Genomic DNA, 23467 nt, shown 5'->3' with positions numbered 1-23467 from the left:
ATGGCAGCATTTGAATACCGCGCTTTAGACAGTCGTGGCAAAGAAAAAAAAGGTATTCAAGAAGCGGACACTGCAAAGCAAATTCGCCAGTCTTTACGTGAACAAGGGCTTACTCCCCTTGAAGTGGTTGCGGCTGCAGAAGGTGAAAAGCATGTCAAAGGTGAAAAAAGCTCACTTTTTGGTAGTTTTTTTAAACCGAAAATATCTACCTCTGATCTTGCGTTAATTACCCGTCAATTAGCGACTTTAATTCAATCGGCACTGCCAGTTGAAGGGGCGGTGATGGCCGTGGCTGAGCAATGTGAGAAACCGCGCATGAAACGTATGCTTATGTCAGTACGTTCAAAAGTGGTTGAGGGTTATACGCTTGCAGATGGGATGTCAGAGTTTCCTCATGTATTTGATAACTTATATCGCGCCATGGTGGCCGCAGGTGAAAAGTCAGGTCATTTAGATGCTGTATTGAACCGTTTAGCTGATTACACTGAGCAACGTCAACACATGCGCAGTCAAATCACCCAAGCGATGGTTTACCCTGTGATCTTAGTTATATTTGCAATCGGTATCGTTTCAATATTACTTGGTACTGTTGTACCAAAAATATTAAAGACGTTTGAAAAGTCGAAGCAAGTATTGCCTTGGACTACAGAATGGGTAATGGCGGCCAGTAACTTTGTACAAAACTATTGGTTGATCACGTTAGTACTATTCACCGCAACAGTAATTGGCGTTAAACACGCATTAAAACAACCTAAAATTCGTTTTTGGTATGACTCTAAAGTTTTAATGCTACCGGGAATTGGTAAAGTCGCACGTAGTATCAATACAGCCCGTTTTGCCCGTACCTTGAGCATTTTGTCATCAAGCTCAGTGCCGCTACTTGAAGGTATGCGTATTTCTGGTGGGGTATTAGTCAATGAGAAAATTAAAAAGTCGGTAGCCGATGCCGCTACTCGTGTCAGTGAAGGGGCCAGCTTAAGAGCCTCTTTACAGCAAACCAAATTATTCCCGCCGATGATGCTGCATATGATCGCCAGTGGTGAAAAATCAGGCGAGCTTGAGCAGATGCTTGAGCGTGCTGCAAACAACCAAGATCGTGAATTTGAAAGCATGGTAAATGTCTCGCTAAAACTCTTAGAGCCTGCGATGATAGCGTCCATGGCGGTTATTGTATTGTTTATCGTTATGGCAATATTGCAGCCTATCATGGCTATGAATAAAGCGATTGGGCTTTAACAGTTTTAGGGATTTCGTAATGCATTTTCAGCGTGTTACGATGGTTAATTATTAAGAACAACAGAGGTATGTACGTGAATAAACAAGCAGGTTTCTCATTACTCGAAGTTATGGTGGTACTGGTTATCATTGGCATGATTATGTCGATCGTGGCACCCAATATTATGGGTCAGCAAGAAGAAGCTGCGTTAGATAAAGCGCATCTTGATATTCAGCAATTAGAAGATGCGATGAGTCTTTATAAATTAAAGAACAAAGCGTACTTAACCACAGAGCAAGGCCTTGAAGGGTTAGTGACAAAAACGAGCATTGAGCCAGTACCAAAGCGTTTTCCTGAAGGTGGCTTTATTTCTAAATTACCAGAAGATCCATGGGGTAACCCGTATCAGCTAATCAGCCCGGGAGAAATCGGCAAAATAGATTTATTTTCTATGGGGCCAGATGGCGAAGCGGGTACTGATGATGACATTGGTAACTGGGATGAAGAAAAATAATAATGCATTTTGAAGAAGCGTTTTTATACTCAGTATTGAGCTTAGCATGTTATTAAGCTGCAATGAGTCGCGCTTTGCAAAGCTAAAGTCACCAAGTCGTGGCTTTAGCTTAATTGAAATTTTAGTTGTACTAGTGGTGATTGCCTTTGCCACAAAAATGGTGGTATACAGCCTTGACGGTGGTGATGAAGACGAGCTGGATAAACAAGCGCTGAGACTGCATACCACGATTAATATGGCCTCTGAATTTGCAATATTAAATCAAGTTGAACTCGGCTTTCACTTAGATAAGAATACGTTCGAGTTTTTAGTGTTTGATGGTGAAAAGTGGGTTACCTTTGACCGTGAAAAGTTGTTTGCGCCAATCACTGTCGATGAACGTTTAAAGTTAACGCTTAATTTAGACGATTTAGCTTGGTCACAGGATAATTTATTAGAGCAGTCTAATTGGCGAGAGCTCATGAGTGGCGGCGACGACGAAAGTTTACTCGAATTACAAAAAATGAAAATTCCACAAGTACTACTTTTATCCTCAGGTGAAGTCAGTGCATTTCAACTTATCTATGAATTACAAGACGAAAAAGACCCTGTGTACTTCATTGAGGGGGAATTTTCGGCGCCAGTGAACTTACGCAGAGAGCCAGAATAATGCATAACAAAAATCAAGGTTTTACCTTACTAGAAGTTATGGTGGCGCTGAGTATTTGCGCTATGGCTGGGATTGCTGCGATGCAAGCGACAGGTGAGCACATTAATCATTTATCAAGCCTTGAAGAGCAAACATATGCTTCATGGGTCGCTGAAAATGTATTGATTGAACAGCGCACCTTAGGTGAAAAGTGGCAAGGCAAAAATGGCGCGAAAGGCACTGAAACAATGGCCGGTATAGACTGGTATTGGCGACAAGACACTGAAGTGACAGCAGATAAAAGTTTTGTAAAAGTCACCATTAATGTATTTAGTGATGAAAAGCTTGAGCACTCAGTTTATGAGCTAAGCAGCTATCTAAATAAAGGCAGTAAGTAAGTGAAGCAGCGTGGTTTTACACTCTTGGAGGTGATGGTAGCGCTGGGTATTTTAGCCTTCGTGGTGTTGGCTACCCACCAAATCCTTGATTCGACCACCAAAGCTAAAGATGCATCGGATGAAAAAATTGCTGAGTTAAATGGCTTACAAACCGCTTTTAGATTAATGGACCAAGACTTTAGTCAAATGACTAAGCGCGAAGTGCGCAATGAAGCGGGTGATATACAAGAGCAATACTTACTCGCAGGGCGTTACACATTAGACAGCCAGTACGACGGTATTGGTTTTGTGCGCGATGGCTGGGTTAACCCAATTAACTTACTGCCACGCTCAGAATTACAAGCCGTCGGGTATCGGGTTGTAGATGATAACCTTGAACGTATCTACAGAGTTTATGTTGATCAGCTCGATAACCTTGAGCCGCGTGTACAAGTGATTCTAAATGATATCGAAGATCTAAAATTTGAATTTTTAGATGACCAGAATGAATGGCAAGAGCAATGGCAAATTAAAGCATTGCCAAAGGCGGTTGCGGTTACTATACAGCAAATAGAAGCTGAGCCTATTCGCCGTGTGTTTTTAGTTCCAGGTGATGGTAAAGTTACAGTGCAAGTGCCTACAGGCAATAATACTGTGGGCGGTAATGGCAGTAATAACAATGGTGGGCAAAATCAGCGAGAGGATGAAAATGGCAATTAAGTCTTCCCGTGGTGCTGCGCTAATTATTGTTTTATTTATTGTTGCTTTAGCGTCAATTTTAGCGGTCGAGATGAGTGCCAATTTACTCGTTCAAGTGCAAAAAAGTACCAATATACAAGGTCATCAACAAGCTAAATGGTATGCCTATGCCGCTGAGGAGCTTGCCATAAAAGCAATTTTGCAAAGTAAAAAAGACGACCCAGACAAAACTACCTTGAAACAAATATGGGCACAACAAGGCGATATACCTTATCCGGTTGATAATGGTACTTTGCAAGGGAAAATCACCGATTTGCAGGCGTGTTTGAACCTTAATGCTCTACGTGCTCAAGCCCCGCAAACCGGCAGTGGAAGTACGAGTAAAACTAATCCTGCTCATTCGGCGTTATTGGCTTTATTGGAAAATATAGAAAATTTGCCAGCAGAAGAATCTGAAGAAGCAATGGCAGACAGTGTATACGATTGGCTCGATGAAGACAGTATTACTTATCGCTCAGGTGCGGAAGAAGACGAGTACTTATCGCGTCAATCACCCTATATGACGGCGAATAGTTATTTTGCATCTACCTCGGAGCTGCGTTTAGTGAAGGGCTTTAATCCTTTAGTAATGGAAAAAGTATTGCCTTATGTGTGTGTGATACCGGGCAGCGAATTATTAGCGATTAATGTCAATACTATTGATCCTGAACAAGCATTATTATTGAGTGCACTGATTGATGGTTTGAGTGAATCAGGCGCACAAAGTGTGTTATCTGCTCGCCCAGAAGATGGCTTTACAGATATTGAAGAATTTTTTGAACAGGTTAACCAACAAGGGGCGCAAAATGTTAAGTCGGTTGAGAACTTGTTCACTATAAAAAGCGAATATTTTAAACTACAAACGCAGGCTAAATTTGTTGATCTGCGTTTTTCGATGACCACTTTACTGCAAGCCAAAGATGGCGAGGTAACTATACTGGCGCGAAAATTTGGAGGCGTACAGTGACTGAAATACTGTTGATCCGTACGGGTCAAACTCAACAAGAAAGTATTAATTGGCTGATTTATTCACCATTAGAACAAGAAATCATTGCCAGTGGCGAATTACCTAACGCTGAGCAACTGAATGAACTCGCTGAAAAATCACAGAGCCGTGAAGTTGTCGTATTATTGCCTTGTGATCAAGTGCAACTAAAAACGGTAATTTTACCAACAAAGTGGAACCGCAAGCTTGAGCAAGCATTGCCATACATGCTTGAAGAAGAAATTGCATGTGATGTAGATGACTTATTCATTGCCATTGCTGAACCTACTATGGTGGCAGATAAGCACGCTATTAAAGTTGCCATGACAGATCGAGACTGGTTTGAAGCTTGGTTAGCGGTATTTGCTGAGCATGACATTGAGGTGTTTAAATTGTTACCTGATGCATTATTGCTACCTGATGCACAAGGTGATGGACTCAGTGTTATTGAGCTTAATAACCAATGGTTATGTAAACAAGGCGCATGGCGAATTAGTGCGGTAGAGCAAAGCTGGTTAGCTGAGTATTTAACTGCGCTTGGTCATCCGAATGTTGCTCATTACAGTCCCGCATCACAATTTCCAGAAACAGTTACACTAAGCGCACAGACGGATGCTTATGACTTGCCACTGGCATTATTTGCAAAGCAATTACCAAATATTAAGTTCAACTTGCGCCAAGGTCAGTATCAACTGAAAAAGAAAAGCGCGTTATGGTGGGGGTATTGGCAAAGTGCAGCCATTGCAGCCAGTATTGCATTAGTTGCTTCTGTTGCAGTAAAAGGCTTTGAGTTGCATAAGTTAAATAGCGATCTTGAGGTTGCTAAAACACAAGTCGTTTCGCGTTACCAAGCTGCTTTTCCTGGCAAGACTGTGCGCCCACATTTAATTAAAAACCAAATTCAAGGTGAACTGGCTAAATTAGAAGGCGGTAGCAGTGCTGGATTCCTCGATTTAACCAATGAGCTTGTCGGTGTATTTAGCCAAGTTAAAGAGTTTACCCCTGAAACATTACGTTATGATCAACGTCGTAATGAACTTCGGATCCGTGCCCGTGGTAAAGACTTCCAAACATTTGGTAAAGTTAAGTCAATCCTCGAGCAGCGAGGTCTAACGGTTGATCAAGGCTCATTGAATAATGATGGCGACTTTGTAGTCGGTGAAATCAAACTACGAGGTGCTGCATGAAGCAACAACTTTTAAAACAGTGGCATAGCTTAAAAGAGCAAGAGCAGCAGTTGGTAATGGTTGCTGGGGTTATTTTTGTTATCTTTATTTTAGTCATGGGAATTTTTAGACCATTAAATAATGCTATTGCAGAAGCTGAAAAGAACCAAGTTAAACAGCAAGAGTTATTAACCTGGGTTGACAGCAGTATCGTGAAGCTAAAAGCTGGCAATGCACGCACAGTGACAAGCAGTCAAAATTTGAGCCAGATAGTGAATGCCACTCGTGGTCGCTATAATATTACTATCAGTAAAATGCAACCTAATGACGAGTCACTTAGGTTAACCATCGACTCTGTACAATTTAATAAACTTGTAGAGTGGCTGGATGAGTTAGTAAATACAAAAGGCGTATTGATTGAAAATTTAGATCTTAGTCGCGACGATAAACCAGGCTATGTACGTGTAAGCCGATTGGTATTAGAGAAGTAAATAATGAAAAAAATAGCGATTATAATAGTAGTGTTTTTGTTCGGTTTTGTTTTTTTTGCATTATTAAAGACCCCTGCTGCCGTTGCGCTTAATTTAGCAAACCCTTATCTACCAAAAGATCTGCAAATTGGTCAAGCCTCGGGCAGCATTTGGCAGGGGCGGATCATGCAGTTGCGTTATCAGGGAGAGCAAATTAATAACCTAAGCTGGGATATTTCAGGTTGGGCATTGTTTAGTGGACGGCTCAAAGGCAATATAAAGTTTGGTGATGCACGCAATACCGATGAAATGTCTGGTCGCGGCGATTTTAGTTATGGTCTATTGAATCAAGCAGTGGCATTAAATGATGCAACTTTACGCCTAAGTGTTGAACGTGCGATGCAGCGCTTACAATTGCCGTTACCTATTAATGCTAAAGGCAGAGTTATTGTTGAACTAGAGCAATACAATTCAGGACAACCTTATTGTGAGGCGTTAAGCGGTGAGATTGCTAGCCCAAATATAGATGTACAGGGGCTGTCAGGTTGGTTTAGTGTTGGTCCATTAAGTGGCAAGTTAAGTTGTAAATCAGGCGACATTGCGGTGTTGGTTGATCCAGAAAATCGTTTAGGTCTAGCAGCGGACGCCACCTTAAAGGCTAATCTAGATTTCAAAGTCGCAGGCTTTATTAAGCCTGAAGCATCACTACCAAAAGAAGTACATGATGCAGCTAAATTTTTGGGGCGCGCAGATAGTAATGGCCGTTATCCACTAAACTTTTAGGCAAGATTAGGTTTTATATGCAAATCCCAGAGTTTTCAGTACAACATGCTCAGCAGCTAAATGCATATTTAGCCAGTCATGACGGTGCCATGAGCTTAGTGCAAAGTAAGGGTTACTTGTTTGCGGTAATATGCTCACCAGAACCATTAGATGTTCATGAGTGGCTTGAACAAATAGTACCAAACAGCAACGGGCAACTAGAAGAACAAGTGCTGTTTGCCTTTATGGCTTTATATCATCAGATCAGTGAGCAGGTGTATGAGACGGGATTTAAGCTTCCTGTTAGTTTGAAAGTTAATGGCGAAGATGACAGTTACCTAGATTTACACGAGTGCCAACAATGGTGCCAGGGGTTTGTACAAGGTGCTAAAAGCTATATAGATAAGCTAATGCAAGCTGATACCCTTACGGCCGAGCTAGTTGATGCATTGCAAACCGCTTATGCGAGTTTAGGTTTTTTTGCCCTAGAACCTCAGCTAATTACAACTATTGCGGAGCAAAATCAGCTTAGTGAGATACAGTTAAGTCTGCAGCAATTTGCTGTAATGGGAGACTTTGCATTAGGCTTTGCAGAGCTAATAGAGATAATTGCAGTGCAAAGTGGCCTTTATAGCGATGAAGAAGAAAGTTGGAGCTAGCGTTACGCTAAATCCAACATTATTTCTGTGCAGCCTTTCTGGCATTTAGCAACCCCTTGGCCGGGTTGTTGAGTTTTTAAATCCAAGGTTAATATGCCTTGGCATACTTCACATTTTACAGTGTGTCCTTTCGCGAGCTTCTTCAGTAAATTTTTATGCTGATTAAAAGACGCGCTACTTTTTTTTGTTAATGCTGAAAAGTCCACTATTTACCTCTACGTTCCGCCAGTGCGGTCGCTGCAATGCCACACACTGTATTTAAACGGTCTTCGTAAAAATATAAATTGAGATCTTTACTACGGCAATAACGAGTATGGAATAGTTGTAACTGCTCATCGGTTTGCATGGTTTCTTCAAGGTATTCTAATTCTGTTTCTGAGAGTGTTAATTCAGATTTAATACGATTTTTTGCCATGCTGGCGGCTGGCCCACGGTTTACTTTACTAGCACTACTTAACAGACCAACGCCTTCCCCCAGCAGTTTTTCTCTGGGTTCTTTTATCATGGGGTGATCAATTGTGAATAGGGCGAGTATCACTACTACAAGTACAAGGAATTTTTTCATATTGTATGTAAACTTTGATCTGAACGGGTACGAATTGACCACCAGTGTAATAAAATGCGCCTTTGTAAAGCAAGTAAGTTAGATGAATAAATTATTAGCGATCAACTTCAGCATTTTTATCAATTGTAGGTATAATGGACAGGAACAATTAGATTTTTCAGAAATCTCTGAACTTTTACGGCGTTGTGGTTCAGTTTGCACTACTTTTAAATATAAGCGCAGTGATTCGCTATTTAAATTGCATTTGATTGTTTGACTTTCATTCTCCAAGCGGCGTTGAGGAACTTCGATGGACAAGCAAATAAAAGTAAAGAATATTCCGAGTGAGGTAAAGATCGAAAAGCCCGATCTGCATTCCCATCAGGATAGGTTTAACCCCCGAAATCGTATTTATGTACGTGCGGTAACGGGGTTGCACCAGTTATTAAGACAACGAATTGGCTTTTTAGGTATGTTAGCGTTTATGGCTTTGCCATGGATAAACTTTAACGACCAGCAAGCCGTGTTGTTTGATCTTATAGGTCAAAAATATAATATCTTTGGGCTAACGTTATGGCCGCAAGATTTCACTATCCTCGCATTTATTCTCATGCTCGCTGCATTTGCATTATTCTTAGTTACCACTTTTTATGGCCGGGTGTGGTGTGGCTACACATGTCCGCAAACAGTCTGGACCTTTATTTTTATTTGGTTTGAAGAGAAGTTTGAAGGTACTGCAAATCAACGTAAAAAGCTTGATCAACGATCAATGGACTTTGATAAGTTTTGGCGCAAAACAGCTAAACATACTAGTTGGGTTGCATTTTCTCTCTATACTGCTATTTCTTTTGTTGGTTATTTTACGCCCATTCGTGAGCTCGTTCCTGATTTTGTAACCTTTAATGTTGGTGGCTATGCATTAGTTAGTATTATTTTCTTTGCTGTGTGTACATATGGTAATGCAGGTTGGATGCGCGAAATCATGTGTTTGCATATCTGTCCGTACTCACGCTTTCAATCAGCAATGTTTGATAAAGACACTTACACAGTAAGTTATGACGAAAAGCGTGGGGAAAACCGTGGCCCTCGTTCTCGTAAGCAAGACCCCAAAGAGCTTAACTTAGGCGATTGTATTGACTGTAACTTATGTGTCCAAGTGTGCCCAACAGGGATCGATATACGTAACGGCTTGCAAGCAGAATGTATTAACTGTGGTGCTTGTATCGATGCTTGTGATGGGGTTATGGATAAAATGAACTATCCACGCGGCCTGATTTCTTATACCACAGAGCGTAATTTAGAAACACCAGAGAATAAAACCAATCCGCTGCGGGCTAAAATCATTGGCTACAGTGTTATTTTAGTGGTGCTGAGTGCGGCGCTGGTGGCCAATATCGTGATGCGCAAACCAATGGACTTAGATATTATTCGCGATCGTAATCAGCTATATCGAGTTGATTTTAACGGTCTTGTTGAAAATACCTATACACTAAAGGTGATCAACAAAGCGCAATACGAGCAAACCTTTAATATCAAAGTGCAAGGATTGGAGAATTTTAAATACATAGGTAAGCAAACCTTTACCGTGCAGGCAGGGGAATCGCATAATGTGCCATTGTCTTTAGTCATGGACCCTTATGATTTGAAAGCGCCAATGACAGAGTTTAGCTTTGTGTTGTCGCCGACGAACGACCCTAGTTCACAAATATCGCAGCCGAGTAACTTCTTTAAAGCGCGATAGTTAAGTACACTATAGATAAGCACATAAAAAGCGGGATGTTCTCGCTTTTTTTATAACTGATGAGAATTATGAGTAAATTTAGTTTTGTAGATCTTACCCCAGATTCGATTTTAGATGCGGTAGAAAGTATTGGTATTTATGCAGAATCGGGCTTGCTCGCACTGAATAGTTACGAAAACCGTGTTTATCAATTTAAAGCAGACGATGGCCTGCGTTATGTGGTGAAATTTTATCGCCCAGAACGCTGGAGTAAGGCGCAAATACTGGAGGAGCATAATTTTACATTTGAATTAGCTGATGCTGAAGTACCCGTTGTTGCCCCTATTCGCCGTAATGGCGAAAGCTTATTTGAGCATAATGGCTACCTGTTTACGCTATTTCCAAGTGTTGGTGGGCGTATCTTTGAAATGGATAACCTTGATCAGCTAGATGTACTTGGGCGTTTAATTGGCCGAATGCATCAGGTAGCGAAAGGAAATGTTTTTAGTGAACGTCCGGTCATAGGATGTGATGAGTATTTAGATACAGCTAAAATTCAGTTGCAAAACAGTAATCTGGTGCCTAGTAGTTTAACCACTGCGTTTTATACTATTTTGGATATGGTGATTGCTAAAACGAAGTCACTCTATCAGCAAGTAGAAACTATTCGCTTACATGGTGATTGTCATGCTGGAAACATTCTCTGGGCAGGTGATGCGTTAATGTTTGTTGATTTGGACGATAGCCGCCAAGGACCAGCGATTCAAGATTTATGGATGATGCTCAGTGGTGATCGACACAATCAACTGTTACAGTTAGACACCTTGGTGGCAGCGTATGAAGAATTTTGTGATTTTGATCACACACAACTCAAATTGATTGAACCTTTACGCGCGATGCGTATGATTCATTATATGGGTTGGTTAGCTAAACGCTGGGAAGATCCAGCATTCCCGCGGAACTTTTCATGGTTTGCTGATGACAAATACTGGGAGCAACAGATTTTAGCGTTAAAAGAGCAATACTCTGCATTGCAAGAGCCGCCGTTAAAGTTGCTACCTAACTAATTATTAAAATATCGAAACGAGAGTCCAATGCTTAAAAAACTAAAACTGAGTTTATTATTGTTATGTTTACCCTTTGCAGCGATGGCTGCAGACTTTAAAGCGGGTGATCAATACGAAGTACTTAAAATTGAAAAAAGCAAAACACCTCAGGTCACTGAGTTTTTCTCTTTTTATTGTCCGCACTGTTTTAAGTTTGAAGCCGTTGCGAAAGCAATGGAAAAAAGTTTACCCGCAGGCACTGAGTTTGTAAAAAATCATGTTAATTTTTTAGGTGGTTTAGCGCCAGAAGTGCAAAGCAACCTAAGTTATGCGTACATCATTGCTAAGCAGCACAATAAAGGTGAGCAAGTTGCAGATCAAATTTTTGACAGCATTCATGTAAAACGCGCTCCTTTAAATAATATTAAAGACGTTAAAGCATTGCTTGACGTTAACGGCATAGATAGTGATACGTTTGATAAAGAAATTGCGAGCATGCCTGTGATTGCTGCTGAAAAAGCCATGCAAGATAAGCAGAATAAATTCTCGCAAATGGGTGCTCTAACCGGCGTACCTACTTTTATCGTTAACGATAAATACAAAATTAATATCAATACCATCAAGAGCCAACAGCAGCTTGATGAGCTAGTTGCCTTTTTATTAAAACAATAATTTTTGGAGTTTTTCCCGATGATCAAATTAGTTAAAGCTGGATTGCTAGCCTTGTTATTGCCGTTAGCTGCAAATGCAGCAACCACATACGAAGAAGGTGTGCATTATGATGTTGTATCCGAGCGAGCGAGTAAAAAACCTGAGGTAAAAGAGTTTTTCTCATTTTATTGCCCAGCGTGTAATAACTATGAAGCGCTACTAGCGGATGTGAAGCCTAAGCTTGATAAAACAGTCGAGTTTAAAAAGAGCCATGTTGATTTTGTTGGAGTTCGTGATCCTGAAAATCAACAAATGATTTCTCAAGCATTAGCAACTGCGGAAGTGTTACCACAAAAAGATGCCATCATTGCAGCTATGTTTAGTCATATTCATGTTAAGCGTGCTAAGTTTAATGAATTAGCGGATGTTAAAGATGTATTCGTAGCCCAAGGCGTTGACGGCGATAAGTTCGACAAACTTTATAAAAGTTTTTCAGTACGTACTATGAGCTCAAAAATGAAGCGTGACCAAGATTACTATAAAGATAAAGGCGCACTGCGTGGTGTACCCACTTTTATCGTAAATGGTAAATATAAGCTTAACTTGGGGCGTGAATCAGGAATTACCGAGCCTGAAGATATTAGTAAACTAATTAACTATTTAGCTGCTAAATAAAACTAGTTAGCTGTATAAAAGGCTCCGTACGCGGAGCTTTTTTGTTAGTGGTGAAAATACAATGGAAAAAATACTCATTTCAAGCTGTTTGCTTGGCACTCCTGTGCGTTACGACGGCACGGGAGTGCAATTACTTCATCCGCAAATAATGACCTGGCAACAGCAAAAGCTGATCGTGCCTTTTTGCCCCGAGGTTGCTGGTGGTTTACCTACCCCCAGAGATCCTGCTGAAATCAGCAATGATAAAGTGATTACCAATATAGGTGATGATGTGACGGCTGAATTTAAGTTAGGTGCACGCAAAGCGCTGCAACTTTGCCAGCAGCACAATATTCGTTTTGCGCTGTTAAAGGAATCAAGCCCTTCTTGTGGCCGCAACACAATTTATGATGGTTCGCACAGTGGCACTAAGGTTAAGGGGATGGGCCTGACAGCTGCATTGTTAACTCAACATGGCATTGAAGTGTATAGCGAAAGCCAACTAGCTCAATTACACGTTTCGCTGCGTCGTTGTAGTGGGGATATTTTTAATAATAAAGCTGAGAGTTAGGATCAACATAAAGGTCAGCGTATTAGCCCCAGCCTGTAATGAATAATCAACACTACTGTGTAATAGCATATGGATAATTGCGATTGCGCAGCCAAAAGCAAGTCCTTGGTAGAGAGGCGTTTTTCTTGTGTGCATTACCACTGCGCAATTATATAAGCACAATAATATAAGTGCGCCTAGTAGCATGGTGGTTGGTATACCAAGTTCCACAGCAAATTGAATATAATCATTGTGAGCATTGTCATAATATCCAGAGTAGGGTTGTGGCTGATAAGCAGGGAAGGCGGTATAAAAGCTACCGCCACCAGATCCTAGCCATGGTTTATCTAAAATTAGAGGTATTGAGTCACGGATCACTTCATCTCTTGTTTCTGAGCTTAAGCTGGTCTGGGATAGGCGCTCAGTCACTTTTTCAACACCAAATAATGCGCCAATAATTATTAAATCAATAATAAAAAAGCTGATTATTAGCGTACGTAAATGTTTAGGTTTACGACGGTAAAAAAATAATGCGTAAATACTCACTGCTGATAATGCGATAAAAAAAGCAGAGTTTCCCATTCTACTGCGGGTAAGTATCAAGCCAATAATCATAATAATTAATGCCAAACGTAAAATAACTTTATCACTTAGCATTATTTTTGTGAGCGCTCTTAATTGCTGTATAGGACTTTTCTGCACAGGATTGATTACCAGTTCACTTACGAGTAAACCAATACCCAGCGATAAGCATAAGGCTAAGTAGTTTGCTAAGAAATTAGCGTATGAAAAAGAGCCTATTGCACGCTGTGTATAGGGGTAGCCAAAAAAGAGGGCTGTTTAATTGTGGCGAAAAATTTAAGTATGTGGCATAAATAGCTTGAAATACTGCGCTTACCAATAATGTATAAGTGATGAGTTTTAAACGGGTTGAGGTTGTGCAATAGCGAGTGATTAACCAACAAAATAGCGTAAGATAAATAGTTTTTAAGAGTGTAAGTTTGGTCTTATTTGTATCAATACTAGTAAAGCTAGTGCTGGGTATTAATTGAATACAGAGAGCTGTAATAACCACAGCGAATACCAGAAAAAGTGGCCAGCAATAGCTTGGTGGGTAAAGACTTGAGCGATCACCACGATATTCCATCGCTCTCACTATAATATGCACAACAAACAAAGCGCATATAAGTACACCAATGCTAGTAATAGCCCAAGGGCGATATCCACCTAGCAGCAATGGTAATATAAATAACAGTGAACATAGGCAGCAAAAAATGCTTTTACTCACTGTATTTACATAGTTAGAGTTGTTACTTATTAACATACTACGGCTAGTTAACCCGTTAAAAATGTTGGTTAATTATTTACTTCCGAAATACCAGAATCGCCACCACTGCCGCTGCCTGTTGGAATTACAGGCGCGAGAATTGTCGTGGCAGGGAAACTCACCGCACCACCTGAGGCCGTGGCTAAGGATGCTAAGCTTGGATCTACACCAGCGGCAATAGCAACCACTGTCACAGAATCACTATCAATACATTTTTTGATCGCAGCTTTAAGGATGCTTTCAATTTGCTCATGATCGCTGCCAAGAGCATTAATCACCGCAGTGAGTACTTCATCAGCTGCCGGAGGTGTTTGGGTGCATGTCTTGTTCATTGCTAGTTCTAAAACTGTGAGGGCAGATCCCGGTTGTGTAGTAATGAGTGCGGCTATTACCTGCTCTAATGGTTCATTATTTGCCAGTCGATCATGAAAGTCTACTTCGACCATCTGTGCGCTAGTTGTAAAAGATAATGTGCTCAAACAAATAATTGCTGCAAGTTGTGTTAGCTTCATAGTGTATCCCTTCAAAATATATTAGTTGAGTAGATTTAAAGTGTTAGGAGGAAAATTAAAGGAATAGCTTGCTCGCTCTTCCGTTATTTGGGTTGGGGCTTGCACTGCTCTACCTTGTAGCCCATCGCAACCCAATTGATGTAATATGTTTAATGTTTTGGCATCTTCTATTAGGCATGAGATCACCTTAATGCCAAAGCCGTGGCAAATAGTATTAACGGTATTTATAAAGAATTGACTCTGCACATTGTCTGTTAAGTCTTGTACAAAGCTACCATCAAGCTTCACGTACTCAATATCCAAGCCTTGTAGATATTTAAACGATGTTAAGCTGGTACCGAAATGCTCAATACACACGGAAATACCTAAGCTGCGGAACAAGCAAATGCTTTTAGCTGCTGCTTCTACATTATGTAATAACGCGGTTTCGCTGATTTCAAAAAGTAAATTGTGTTTTATACATGGGTTAGTATCTGCATAGAGTTTTAGCCAGGCTAAGAAATCAGTATCATAAATAGAGCCGTGGCTAAGGTTAAGTGCGAATAGTCGCTCAGGGTAGAGAGTTTTAATCATGGTGAAAGTGCGGATAAGCTGTTTATCTAATTCAACCGTTAATCCGAGCCTTTCAGCCATTGCGAATAAGTGACTGTTATTAAGCGCTCTATTTTGGTTGTTAAATTTAGCGAACACTTCAAAGTAGTATGGTTGCGAGTTTGAGGTGTTTAAGATTGGTTGCACTGTGTAACTAATATCGCCAGCTTCTAGTATGCTATGAATGATCGTTTTCCACTGTTTAACACTATACGCTGAACAGTCACTTGAGTTGTTGTTTGTTTTTGTTGAAAATGTTGCTGCAGTATCTAGATCTGATAAAACACTTGATAATTCAGTAGGTGCGTAAATAGTTTGAAAAGAAAAATTGGCAAACCCACTCTGATAATTATTCTTGCATTGCTGAGAAAATAATTTAATTAGCTGTGCTTTTATGTCATTCAACATACCATGCTCTAATGGCGAGGTTACAATAAAAGAGCCGCCTGAAATTCGAAATATTTTACAGTCACTAACATGGTAAAAAGTCTCTTCGATAAGCTTTTTTACTTCATGGATATAACAGTCACCGCTTTGGTAGTTCACTGTTGAATTCATATAATTAAGAGAAGGTAAAGTGATCAAAAAAAGCGTTAATGGTGCATCAATTGTTACATCACGACAGCGCGCTAAGTAATGATTTTCAAATGCACGACGGTTACCGAGCTTAGTCAGTTCGTCGATATATGCTTGCGCGGTTAATCTTTGTGTTTGTTGGGTTAGTGCGGCAAATGTTTTTTGTAAGTTCCTGACCATATTATTGGTCGCTTGTGTTACTGCTCGTAGCTCTTGTGTGAAAGGCTGTTCGTCACAAATAGTGAATTGCTTTTGTGTCACTAGCTTTGCTTGGTGTGCAATCTTTTTTAGTGGTTTTAATACTGCTTGTAAAATAAGGATCGAAAGACTTAATAAAATCAACAGGGTAATGAGCGTGGCATAAAAATTATCAACACTGTGTTGCCACAATTTTTGATATGACACACCTAAATGACTCGTAACAAAAATCGCGCCAGCATACTGCCAACCATTGTGTACTTGTGATTCCCGTGTTGGAGCAAGTAAAGGAAAGTATTTCATAAACCAGGTTGGCACGGTTGCGATCGTAGTTGGATTGGATCGAGAAATTAAAACCTTTCCAGTATTATCTTTAAGCTCAATACTTGCGTAATAACCTGCATCAAAAATTGCACTGATCATAGTTTCAGCAATAATGTGATTAGTTTCATCTAAATAAGGGGCAATAGATAAGCCAAGGCTAGTAGCAGTATCTTGCGCATGACTGCCCATTTGGTCTTGCATATATTCTTTTGTGGTATTAATGCTTACAACTAAACGAGCGCAAAAGGAAAGCACAGCAAAAAGTAGAATTAAGCTGATAATTTGTGTTTTTAAACTGAGTCCATTTTCTAACAAGCGCCGCATGTTTAATCCTTTAAATTACTCGCGTATATTAGTAACGTGTTGATGTTCAATACGTTCTAGCATCATGTTCCAATTACTAAAACCTTTATTGTTATTGAGTTTTTTACCCAATCCTTTCGCTTTTGCGAGCCATAGCCCTTGGCCATTAAAACTATAAATGGGCTTGATATCGGTTCGCATTGTTGCTGGTAGCAACTTGGTATTAAAGTTATCTAAAATAAATGGCACGTCATTAGATGCTTCTAAGTAACTAATCACCATATGCGGCTCATTGATATGCAATTGGCGTACATACGTTAATCTTATTTTGTCTTCTGCAACCCCTAAAGCTAACAGACTAAAGTATTTTGCAATTGCAAAATCTTCACAGTCTCCAGCACCTTGCGCCAATGTTTCAATTGGCGTGGCCCAATAATCCTCCTTTCCCCACAACTGACTATCAGTCTGATAGGAGATGGCTTGATTAAAAAAGTCATTTACTAGAGTGACTTTCTGCCATTGTGATTGATGTTCCGAACGTTTTAAAAAGTCTAGCCAATCATTAATTCGCTTAACGCCAAGCTGTGAATATGTACGTTGAACTTCAGCCAAGACTTCAGTTGAAAGTAACTTGCTACTTATTTCATTGCTGGCAAATGCACAACAAGAGACGATGACTAATAGATATATAGATCCTTTCATCTTTCCTCAACGAACAATGTACATTGCTGTTTTTATTATGATCATAAGTGGTTCACAGTCACTTTTACACTGAATGTTTTTTGAACGTTATCTACAAAGAATAAAGGATTAAAAGTAAAACACAACATCCTTATTAATTATATTTTTCTGTTGTTAACAATATTAAACAAAAATCTAATTAAAAAGGTCTAGTAAAAAGGGTTGATATTTGGCTTTTATTGAGTATGATTGTTGAATAGCTACTGCCTAGTTAAAAAATGCGATATGGAAGTTCGTGTTTTCTTGGATTGTTAGTATTAAAAAATCTAACTGTAATGAAAAAGGGATGTTATGAAATTACAAAAAGCGGTACTGCCAGTTGCTGGGCTGGGAACTCGTATGTTGCCAGCAACAAAAGCAATTCCAAAAGAACTGTTACCACTTGTTGATAAACCACTTATTCAGTATGTAGTGCAAGAAGCCGTGCGTTCAGGCATCAAAGAAATTGTGCTAGTAACTCATTCTTCAAAAAATTCGATTGAAAATCATTTTGATACCAGCTTTGAATTAGAAGCAACATTAGAAGCGCGTGTAAAACGCAGCTTATTAGAAGAAGTACGCGCGATTGTTCCTAAGGACGTCACAATAATCTCAGTTAGACAGTCAAAACCATTAGGGCTTGGGCATGCCATTTTATGTGCTCGTCCCATTGTTGGTGAGCAGCCGTTTGCTGTGTTACTGCCTGATGTCATTATCGATCAATACAGCTGTAACTTAGCGAAAGATAATTTGTCACAAATGATAGCGCGCTTTGAAGAGACAGGCGTTAGTCAGATTATGGTTGAGCCAGTCGCAGCTGAGCACGTAAATCAATACGGCATTGTTGATGTTAATAGCCAAAAATTAAATGCGGGTGACAGTGTTGAGATCACGAATATGGTTGAAAAGCCAGCCATAGAGAGTGCGCCAAGTAACTTGGCCATAACTGGACGCTATGTGTTGTCATCTGCTATTTGGGATTTGCTCGAATTTACTCCACCAGGTGCTGGTGGAGAAATTCAACTTACCGATTCTCTCCACCAATTAAAATTACTCGAAACCATTGAAGCTTACCACCTGAGAGGTAAATCGCATGATTGTGGCTCAAAGCTTGGTTACATGCTGGCAAATGTAGAGTATGCAATGAACTGTCATAGTTTAGGAAAGGATTTTAGCGCTGCGTTACACAGTCTGATTGTTATTAATGAGGCTAAACAGCAAACCAAACACTCAATAAAAGAAGCTTAATCTGATGCGTATTAAAATATTAAGTGTTTTTGGCACTCGCCCAGAAGCAATCAAAATGGCACCTTTAGTTAAAGCGCTAGTACAGGCCTCTGGGTTTGAAACTAAAGTCTGTGTGACTGCACAACACCGAGAAATGCTTGATCAAGTACTTGATTTATTTGATATAGAGCCTGATTTTGATTTGAACATAATGAAACCCGGTCAAACTCTCTATGACGTTACAACAAATATTCTACTGGGTTTAAAAGATGTATTAGAAGAATTTAAACCCGATATGGTGCTCGTTCATGGTGATACAAGTACCACGTTATCTACTAGCTTAGCTGCGTTTTATCAACAAATTCCTGTTGGTCATGTTGAAGCGGGTTTACGCACTGGTGATTTAAGCTCTCCTTGGCCTGAAGAGGGTAACCGTAAGTTAACAGGGGCAATTGCACGTTTGCATTTTGCACCAACAAAAACTTCGCAGCAAAACTTAATCATTGAGTCGGTTGATCCTGATGACATTGTTGTAACGGGTAATACTGTAATAGATGCCTTGCTTCAAGTGGCGGATAAAGTGAAATCCGATAAGGATCTAATTGCAACACTTCAAGCAAAGTTCCCACAATTAGACAGCAGTAAAAAGCTTATTTTAGTCACCGGTCACCGTAGAGAAAGTTTTGGTGGTGGTTTTGAGCGAATTTGTATGGCGCTAGCTGAAATTGCTGAAGCTTATCCTGATGTGCAAATCTTGTATCCGATGCATTTAAATCCAAATGTACGTGAACCAGTCAACCGTATTCTCAAAAATATTAAAAATGTTTTTTTGGTTGAGCCACAAGAGTATTTGCCGTTCGTTTATCTAATGACCCAAGCACATATTATTGTGACCGACTCAGGCGGTGTTCAAGAAGAGGCTCCGAGTTTAGGTAAGCCGGTATTAGTAATGCGAGATACTACAGAGCGTCCTGAGGCGGTAGCCGCAGGCACTGTTAAATTAGTGGGCACCGATACTAAGCGAATTGTTCAAGAAGTATCGAACTTGCTCACCAATCAAGCTGAATATGAACGAATGAGCAGAGCGCATAACCCTTATGGGGATGGTAAAGCGTGCCAGCGGATCATTGCAAAATTAGCCAGCACATTAGGCAAATAGTTATTTTTGAATTAAAAGGATTTTCTGATGGAAATTAAAACAGTATCGGTAATAGGTCTGGGTTATATCGGCTTACCAACAGCCGCAGTAATTGCATCGCGCGGTATGACAGTGATTGGCGTTGATGTTAATCAAAAAGCGGTTGATACGATCAATGAAGGTAAAATTCATATCGTAGAACCTGACTTAGATATTGTTGTTCGCAGTGTTGTAACGACTGGAAATTTGCGAGCAACAACTCAGCCTGAAGCTGCAGACGTATTTATGATTGCAGTACCAACGCCTTTTAAAGAAGGTAATGCTCCTGATCTCTCTTATATTAAAGCTGCGGCACAAGCTATTGCACCTATCATTGAGCAAGGCAACTTAGTTATTCTTGAGTCAACGTCCCCGGTTGGCGCAACTGAGAAGCTTGCTGGCTGGTTAAAAGAAGCACGTCCAGACCTAAGTTATCCACAAGATGTTGGTGATTCGGCAGATATTAAAATTGCTCATTGCCCAGAGCGAGTTTTACCTGGCTATGTACTACAAGAGTTAGTATCGAATGACCGCGTAATAGGTGGTATTTCAAAAGCCTGTAGTGAAAAGGCTGTGCAGTTGTATCAAACCTTCGTACGTGGCGACTGTATTATTACTAATGCACGTACTGCTGAGATGGCAAAATTAACGGAAAACTCTTTTCGTGATGTTAATATTGCCTTCGCTAACGAGTTGAGCATGATCTGTGACAAACTGAAAATAAATGTATGGGAACTGATCCGCTTAGCTAATCGTCACCCCCGTGTAAATATACTCAGTCCTGGCCCTGGCGTAGGTGGTCACTGTATCGCCGTAGATCCATGGTTTATTGTAGATAGCTGTCCTGATGAAGCAAAAATTATTCGCCAAGCAAGGCTAACTAATGATGCTAAACCGTTTTATGTGATTGACCAAGTGGAGCAAGTGGCCGATCAATTTAAACGACCTGTTATAGCTTGCTTAGGATTAACATTCAAAGCTGACATCGATGATTTAAGAGAAAGTCCAGCATTACAAATTGTCGAAGAACTGTCAGCAAAAAACGTTGGTCAAATATTAGCGATCGAGCCTAACATTCAATCTTTACCTGGTTCGTTAGTTGAAAAAAATGTTGAGCTTATCACCCTAGAAAGAGCGTTAGAGATTGCCAATATATTTGTGGTGCTGGTGGATCATAAGCAATTTAAAGCCGTAGATAAGGCATTATTTGCTAGTAAAGCTGTTATTGATACTCGCGGTGTTATTTAACATGTCTAATGTTAACACAGTGATTAGCTTGAATTTTGCATATAAAAAATGAAGCTAATCATTCGAGACGGTATTAATCAGCCGTTTTTTCTTAAAGCAATGCTATTGATATCAATGACTTTCCTGTTATTGGGTAATAACCTATTTGATAGAAAAGTGTTGTTTCTTAATTTTGTTGTGCTGTTGCTATTCAATCTAAAAAATCTTGATAGTGTTGTTTATCGGTTGGGCAAGTCGGTACCTCTGGTGTTAGTCCTTGGTTGGTGTTTACTAAGTGCGGCGTGGTCTAACTGGCAATGGGCAAGCATTGAAGAGTCATTGATTCAGTGTATGCTATTTCTTACCTGCCTCTTAATAACCAATACTTACTCGATTAAAACAATCTTTAAGCTATTAAAATATGCAGCAATAATCACCATTATTATCAATGTTGTATATTCAATGTTATTTACCGCGAATGCATTTTCATCTGCAGGTATGACTGGGTTTTATAACCATAAAAACAATTTAGGCTTAATTATGGCCTTATGCTCAATAATACTTTTTTTTGATTATCAAAGAAGTGCCAGAAAAGAGTCATTGTTGTTCATGTTACTATCGGTATCTATTCTTATTGGTTCATTATCAAAAACGTCTATGTCGTTATTTGTGATTTCCATATTAATTAGTTTTTCACTTTGCTTTTTTACTTTTAATATCCAAGATAAGTTATTTAATTTTAAGATTAAAACGTTTTTAGTTGTTGTTATCCTTGCTTTGTTTAGCTACGCCGCGACTCATTACAACGAGATATTGGATTACCTTTATTATAATGTAGATGAAGAGTTTATGACTGGCCGTGGCACGCTTTGGTTAACCATGCTGCTGCATGCTGAGAATGATATTATATTGGGTTTTGGCTTTAACTCGGTATGGGGAAAGGGTGATTTTTCTGAAATTTATTATACTGACTTATTTCGATATAACCCGCTGTGGGTTGAAAGTTTAGCAGCTTCTGATGGCGGTTATATTGATATTTTAGTGTCGCTGGGGCTCGTTGGTTTTGCAATTTTTATCTTTTTTATATTCAGCGTATTTCAAGATCTGATTAGCTGTAAAAAAAGTCCATATTTTAAACCCCTGTTTGCATTTTTCTTTTTTGCATTTTGTCACAACATCAGTGAAAGCACTTACCTACTCTCTACCAATGTCTTGTGGTTTATCGCTATTTTAACATCATGTTTAACGTTGTCTTTATATCAAACTAAGCACGGTGGCATGAATGTCTAAGCTTTATAATCTAAAAAAAGCTGCTTGGTATTCCGTTGAGAATTTAACCACCATCATCTTTGGTTTATTTACCGTTATCATTGTTGCAAGAATATTTGGTCCTGAAAACTTAGGCAAACTAAGTATGATTCAGGCAATTTCTGCAGTTGCCATGTTTATGGTGGTGTTAGGCTTAGATCATATTGTGGTAAGAGATTTAGCCAAAAATCCAGAACATTACGGTTATATTTCTACAGTATTAACCATGCAAATGATTGGTTCATTGCTCCATGGTGGTGTTGTTTTATTATGCTTATACCTCATCAGTGATGGGGCCCTTGATGTTACCTTGTTAATCATCTGCTTGGCCGTGTTTCTAACCACTTATTTTTCTAGGGCGACTGTTTTTAAACTGTACTTTCAGGCGATTAATGATCCTAAAAAAATAGCATATTCAGCACTTATTTCACGTCTATGCGCTCTGCTGTATCTATGTATTGCAGTGTATTTTGAGTTTCAGTATGAGTTTGTCGTGTTTTTCATCCCATTACAGGCTTTTTTACAATTTGTTATTTTGTTATTCCACTTCACAAAATCAACCAAGCATAAATTTGTATTTGGTTTTGACGCTAAACTCGCTAAAAAATTGCTAGTTGAAGCGTTGCCTTTGATTGGTTCGTCCATTTTATTCCCGTTATTTATGCAAGCCGATATTTTGTTGATCTCAATGCTGATGACAGAAAAGGATGTTGGTATCTATAGTGCTGCTGGACGCCTTATCACGCAGTTTGTGTTTATAGGTCACATTATTACCATGACCTTTTATTTATCGCTGTCGAATAAAAAAACCAATAACGAAGAAGATAAAGACCAATTTGTACAAGGGCTTGTAGCATTACTGTTTAGCATGGCATTTGTTATTGCATTGTTTTGTTGTGTATTTGCCGATCAAATAATTGCTTTACTATACGGTGATAAATTTTTAGGTGCCGGTGACGTACTAGCCATTCTCGCTTGGAAGTGGGTGTTTATTTTTCCTGCGGCTCTTTACTCGCGCATTCTGATTTTGGATGGGCTTGGCAAATATGAATTTATAAAGTCATTTGTTGTTGCGGGGTTAAGCTTGTCATTGAACTACTTATTGATCCCGCAATTTGGCTTGATAGGTGCTGCATATGTATCTTTGCTGTCTTATTTTATTGCTGACTTTTTGATCTACAGCGCCTTCAAGAAAACACGCGGCATGTTTTATACGGGATCAAGAGCTGTCGGTTATTTCTTTTTTAATCCGTTACTTAATTTTAAATCAATATCTTACACTGTGGGTTGTCGGTGA

26 protein-coding genes are annotated in these 23467 nt (G+C 39.6%); 20 read left to right on the top strand and 6 right to left on the bottom strand.

All coding sequences use genetic code 11. The features are described 5' to 3' along the window. The 10 genes from gspF (at position 1) to KAN5_RS14075 (ending at position 7515) form a co-directional block, all read left to right on the top strand. The gene (gspF, locus tag KAN5_RS14120) at positions 1–1236 is read left to right on the top strand and encodes a type II secretion system inner membrane protein GspF (protein WP_138555047.1); all 1236 of its coding nucleotides are present in this window, start codon (positions 1–3) and stop codon (positions 1234–1236) included. A gap of 74 nt (positions 1237–1310) precedes the next feature. Further along, entirely contained in the window at positions 1311–1730 is a 420-nt protein-coding gene (gspG, locus tag KAN5_RS14115; protein ID WP_016710328.1) for a type II secretion system major pseudopilin GspG, read from the top strand. Positions 1731–1776: 46 nt separating this feature from the next. Further along, positions 1777–2379, top strand: a complete 603-nt coding sequence (locus KAN5_RS14110) for a prepilin-type N-terminal cleavage/methylation domain-containing protein (protein WP_138555046.1) — start codon at positions 1777–1779, stop codon at positions 2377–2379. Continuing rightward, positions 2379–2756 carry a type II secretion system minor pseudopilin GspI gene (gene gspI, locus KAN5_RS14105; protein WP_016710330.1) on the top strand — a complete coding sequence of 126 codons (378 nt, stop codon included), beginning with the start codon at positions 2379–2381 and terminating at the stop codon, positions 2754–2756. The genes KAN5_RS14110 and gspI overlap by 1 nt, the downstream gene beginning before the upstream one ends. Beyond that, complete coding sequence (gene gspJ, locus KAN5_RS14100; RefSeq protein ID WP_016710331.1) at positions 2757–3455, top strand: type II secretion system minor pseudopilin GspJ; 699 nt, start codon at positions 2757–2759, stop codon at positions 3453–3455. Continuing rightward, positions 3445–4440, top strand: coding sequence for a type II secretion system minor pseudopilin GspK (gene gspK / locus KAN5_RS14095; protein WP_244389962.1), 996 nt, complete (start codon positions 3445–3447; stop codon positions 4438–4440). Before gspJ ends, gspK begins: the two co-directional genes overlap by 11 nt. After that, complete coding sequence (gene gspL / locus KAN5_RS14090; protein WP_016710333.1) at positions 4437–5645, top strand: type II secretion system protein GspL; 1209 nt, start codon at positions 4437–4439, stop codon at positions 5643–5645. Before gspK ends, gspL begins: the two co-directional genes overlap by 4 nt. Further along, a complete protein-coding gene (locus KAN5_RS14085; protein WP_016710334.1) occupies positions 5642–6115 on the top strand; it encodes a type II secretion system protein M in 474 nt (157 codons plus the stop codon). Before gspL ends, KAN5_RS14085 begins: the two co-directional genes overlap by 4 nt. A 3-nt stretch (positions 6116–6118) precedes the next feature. Beyond that, the gene (locus KAN5_RS14080; RefSeq protein ID WP_016710335.1) at positions 6119–6877 is read left to right on the top strand and encodes a type II secretion system protein N; all 759 of its coding nucleotides are present in this window, start codon (positions 6119–6121) and stop codon (positions 6875–6877) included. A 17-nt stretch (positions 6878–6894) separates the two neighbouring features. Then, positions 6895–7515, top strand: a complete 621-nt coding sequence (locus KAN5_RS14075; RefSeq protein ID WP_244389961.1) for a UPF0149 family protein — start codon at positions 6895–6897, stop codon at positions 7513–7515. A gap of 2 nt (positions 7516–7517) precedes the next feature. On the opposite strand, the gene KAN5_RS14070 is transcribed toward KAN5_RS14075, so the two are convergent. Both KAN5_RS14070 and KAN5_RS14065 read right to left on the bottom strand, forming a co-directional pair. Next, positions 7518–7721, bottom strand: a complete 204-nt coding sequence (locus KAN5_RS14070; protein WP_016710337.1) for a hypothetical protein — start codon at positions 7719–7721, stop codon at positions 7518–7520. Then, the gene (locus KAN5_RS14065; RefSeq protein WP_016710338.1) at positions 7721–8080 is read right to left on the bottom strand and encodes a hypothetical protein; all 360 of its coding nucleotides are present in this window, start codon (positions 8078–8080) and stop codon (positions 7721–7723) included. The genes KAN5_RS14070 and KAN5_RS14065 overlap by 1 nt, the downstream gene beginning before the upstream one ends. Before the next feature lie 289 nt (positions 8081–8369). On the opposite strand from KAN5_RS14065, the gene ccoG reads away from it, so the two are divergent. From ccoG to KAN5_RS14040, 5 genes are all read left to right on the top strand, one after another. After that, positions 8370–9800, top strand: a complete 1431-nt coding sequence (ccoG, locus tag KAN5_RS14060; protein WP_244389960.1) for a cytochrome c oxidase accessory protein CcoG — start codon at positions 8370–8372, stop codon at positions 9798–9800. Positions 9801–9868: 68 nt separating this feature from the next. Next, positions 9869–10846, top strand: coding sequence for a serine/threonine protein kinase (locus tag KAN5_RS14055; RefSeq protein WP_016710340.1), 978 nt, complete (start codon positions 9869–9871; stop codon positions 10844–10846). Between the two features lie 27 nt (positions 10847–10873). Then, the gene (locus tag KAN5_RS14050) at positions 10874–11497 is read left to right on the top strand and encodes a thiol:disulfide interchange protein DsbA/DsbL (RefSeq protein ID WP_016710341.1); all 624 of its coding nucleotides are present in this window, start codon (positions 10874–10876) and stop codon (positions 11495–11497) included. Positions 11498–11515: 18 nt separating this feature from the next. Beyond that, complete coding sequence (locus KAN5_RS14045; RefSeq protein WP_138555041.1) at positions 11516–12151, top strand: thiol:disulfide interchange protein DsbA/DsbL; 636 nt, start codon at positions 11516–11518, stop codon at positions 12149–12151. A gap of 61 nt (positions 12152–12212) precedes the next feature. Continuing rightward, a complete protein-coding gene (locus KAN5_RS14040) occupies positions 12213–12701 on the top strand; it encodes a DUF523 domain-containing protein (RefSeq protein WP_244389959.1) in 489 nt (162 codons plus the stop codon). Here KAN5_RS14040 and KAN5_RS17570 read toward each other — a convergent pair. The 4 genes from KAN5_RS17570 to KAN5_RS14020 all read right to left on the bottom strand — a co-directional run bounded on the left by KAN5_RS17570 (position 12642) and on the right by KAN5_RS14020 (position 17213). Beyond that, positions 12642–13382, bottom strand: coding sequence for an O-antigen ligase family protein (locus KAN5_RS17570; protein ID WP_347881502.1), 741 nt, complete (start codon positions 13380–13382; stop codon positions 12642–12644). The two genes, KAN5_RS14040 and KAN5_RS17570, sit on opposite strands and share 60 nt — an antisense overlap. Positions 13383–14036: 654 nt before the next feature. Beyond that, positions 14037–14519, bottom strand: a complete 483-nt coding sequence (locus KAN5_RS14030) for a hypothetical protein (RefSeq protein ID WP_244389958.1) — start codon at positions 14517–14519, stop codon at positions 14037–14039. Between the two features lie 21 nt (positions 14520–14540). Beyond that, positions 14541–16532 (bottom strand): EAL domain-containing protein, encoded by a 1992-nt coding sequence (locus tag KAN5_RS14025; RefSeq protein WP_244389957.1) that lies wholly within the window; start codon positions 16530–16532, stop codon positions 14541–14543. Between the two features lie 15 nt (positions 16533–16547). Then, complete coding sequence (locus KAN5_RS14020; RefSeq protein ID WP_244389956.1) at positions 16548–17213, bottom strand: transglutaminase-like cysteine peptidase; 666 nt, start codon at positions 17211–17213, stop codon at positions 16548–16550. 330 nt (positions 17214–17543) lie between these two features. On the opposite strand from KAN5_RS14020, the gene galU reads away from it, so the two are divergent. The 5 genes from galU to KAN5_RS13995 are packed head-to-tail and all read left to right on the top strand — an operon-like array spanning position 17544 to position 23467. After that, positions 17544–18479 carry a UTP--glucose-1-phosphate uridylyltransferase GalU gene (gene galU / locus KAN5_RS14015; protein WP_244389955.1) on the top strand — a complete coding sequence of 312 codons (936 nt, stop codon included), beginning with the start codon at positions 17544–17546 and terminating at the stop codon, positions 18477–18479. Between the two features lie 4 nt (positions 18480–18483). Continuing rightward, positions 18484–19617: a UDP-N-acetylglucosamine 2-epimerase (non-hydrolyzing) gene (gene wecB, locus KAN5_RS14010; RefSeq protein WP_244389954.1), complete on the top strand. Its 1134-nt coding sequence runs from the start codon at positions 18484–18486 to the stop codon at positions 19615–19617. 27 nt (positions 19618–19644) lie between these two features. Continuing rightward, complete coding sequence (gene wecC, locus KAN5_RS14005) at positions 19645–20883, top strand: UDP-N-acetyl-D-mannosamine dehydrogenase (protein ID WP_244389953.1); 1239 nt, start codon at positions 19645–19647, stop codon at positions 20881–20883. Positions 20884–20931: 48 nt separating this feature from the next. After that, positions 20932–22152: an O-antigen ligase family protein gene (locus KAN5_RS14000; RefSeq protein ID WP_244389952.1), complete on the top strand. Its 1221-nt coding sequence runs from the start codon at positions 20932–20934 to the stop codon at positions 22150–22152. Next, positions 22145–23467 carry a flippase gene (locus KAN5_RS13995; protein ID WP_244389951.1) on the top strand — a complete coding sequence of 441 codons (1323 nt, stop codon included), beginning with the start codon at positions 22145–22147 and terminating at the stop codon, positions 23465–23467. The genes KAN5_RS14000 and KAN5_RS13995 overlap by 8 nt, the downstream gene beginning before the upstream one ends.

This window comes from Pseudoalteromonas sp. KAN5, assembly GCF_022846535.1.
Lineage (GTDB): Bacteria > Pseudomonadota > Gammaproteobacteria > Enterobacterales > Alteromonadaceae > Pseudoalteromonas > Pseudoalteromonas haloplanktis.
This window is presented reverse-complemented; position numbering and strand designations above follow the sequence as displayed.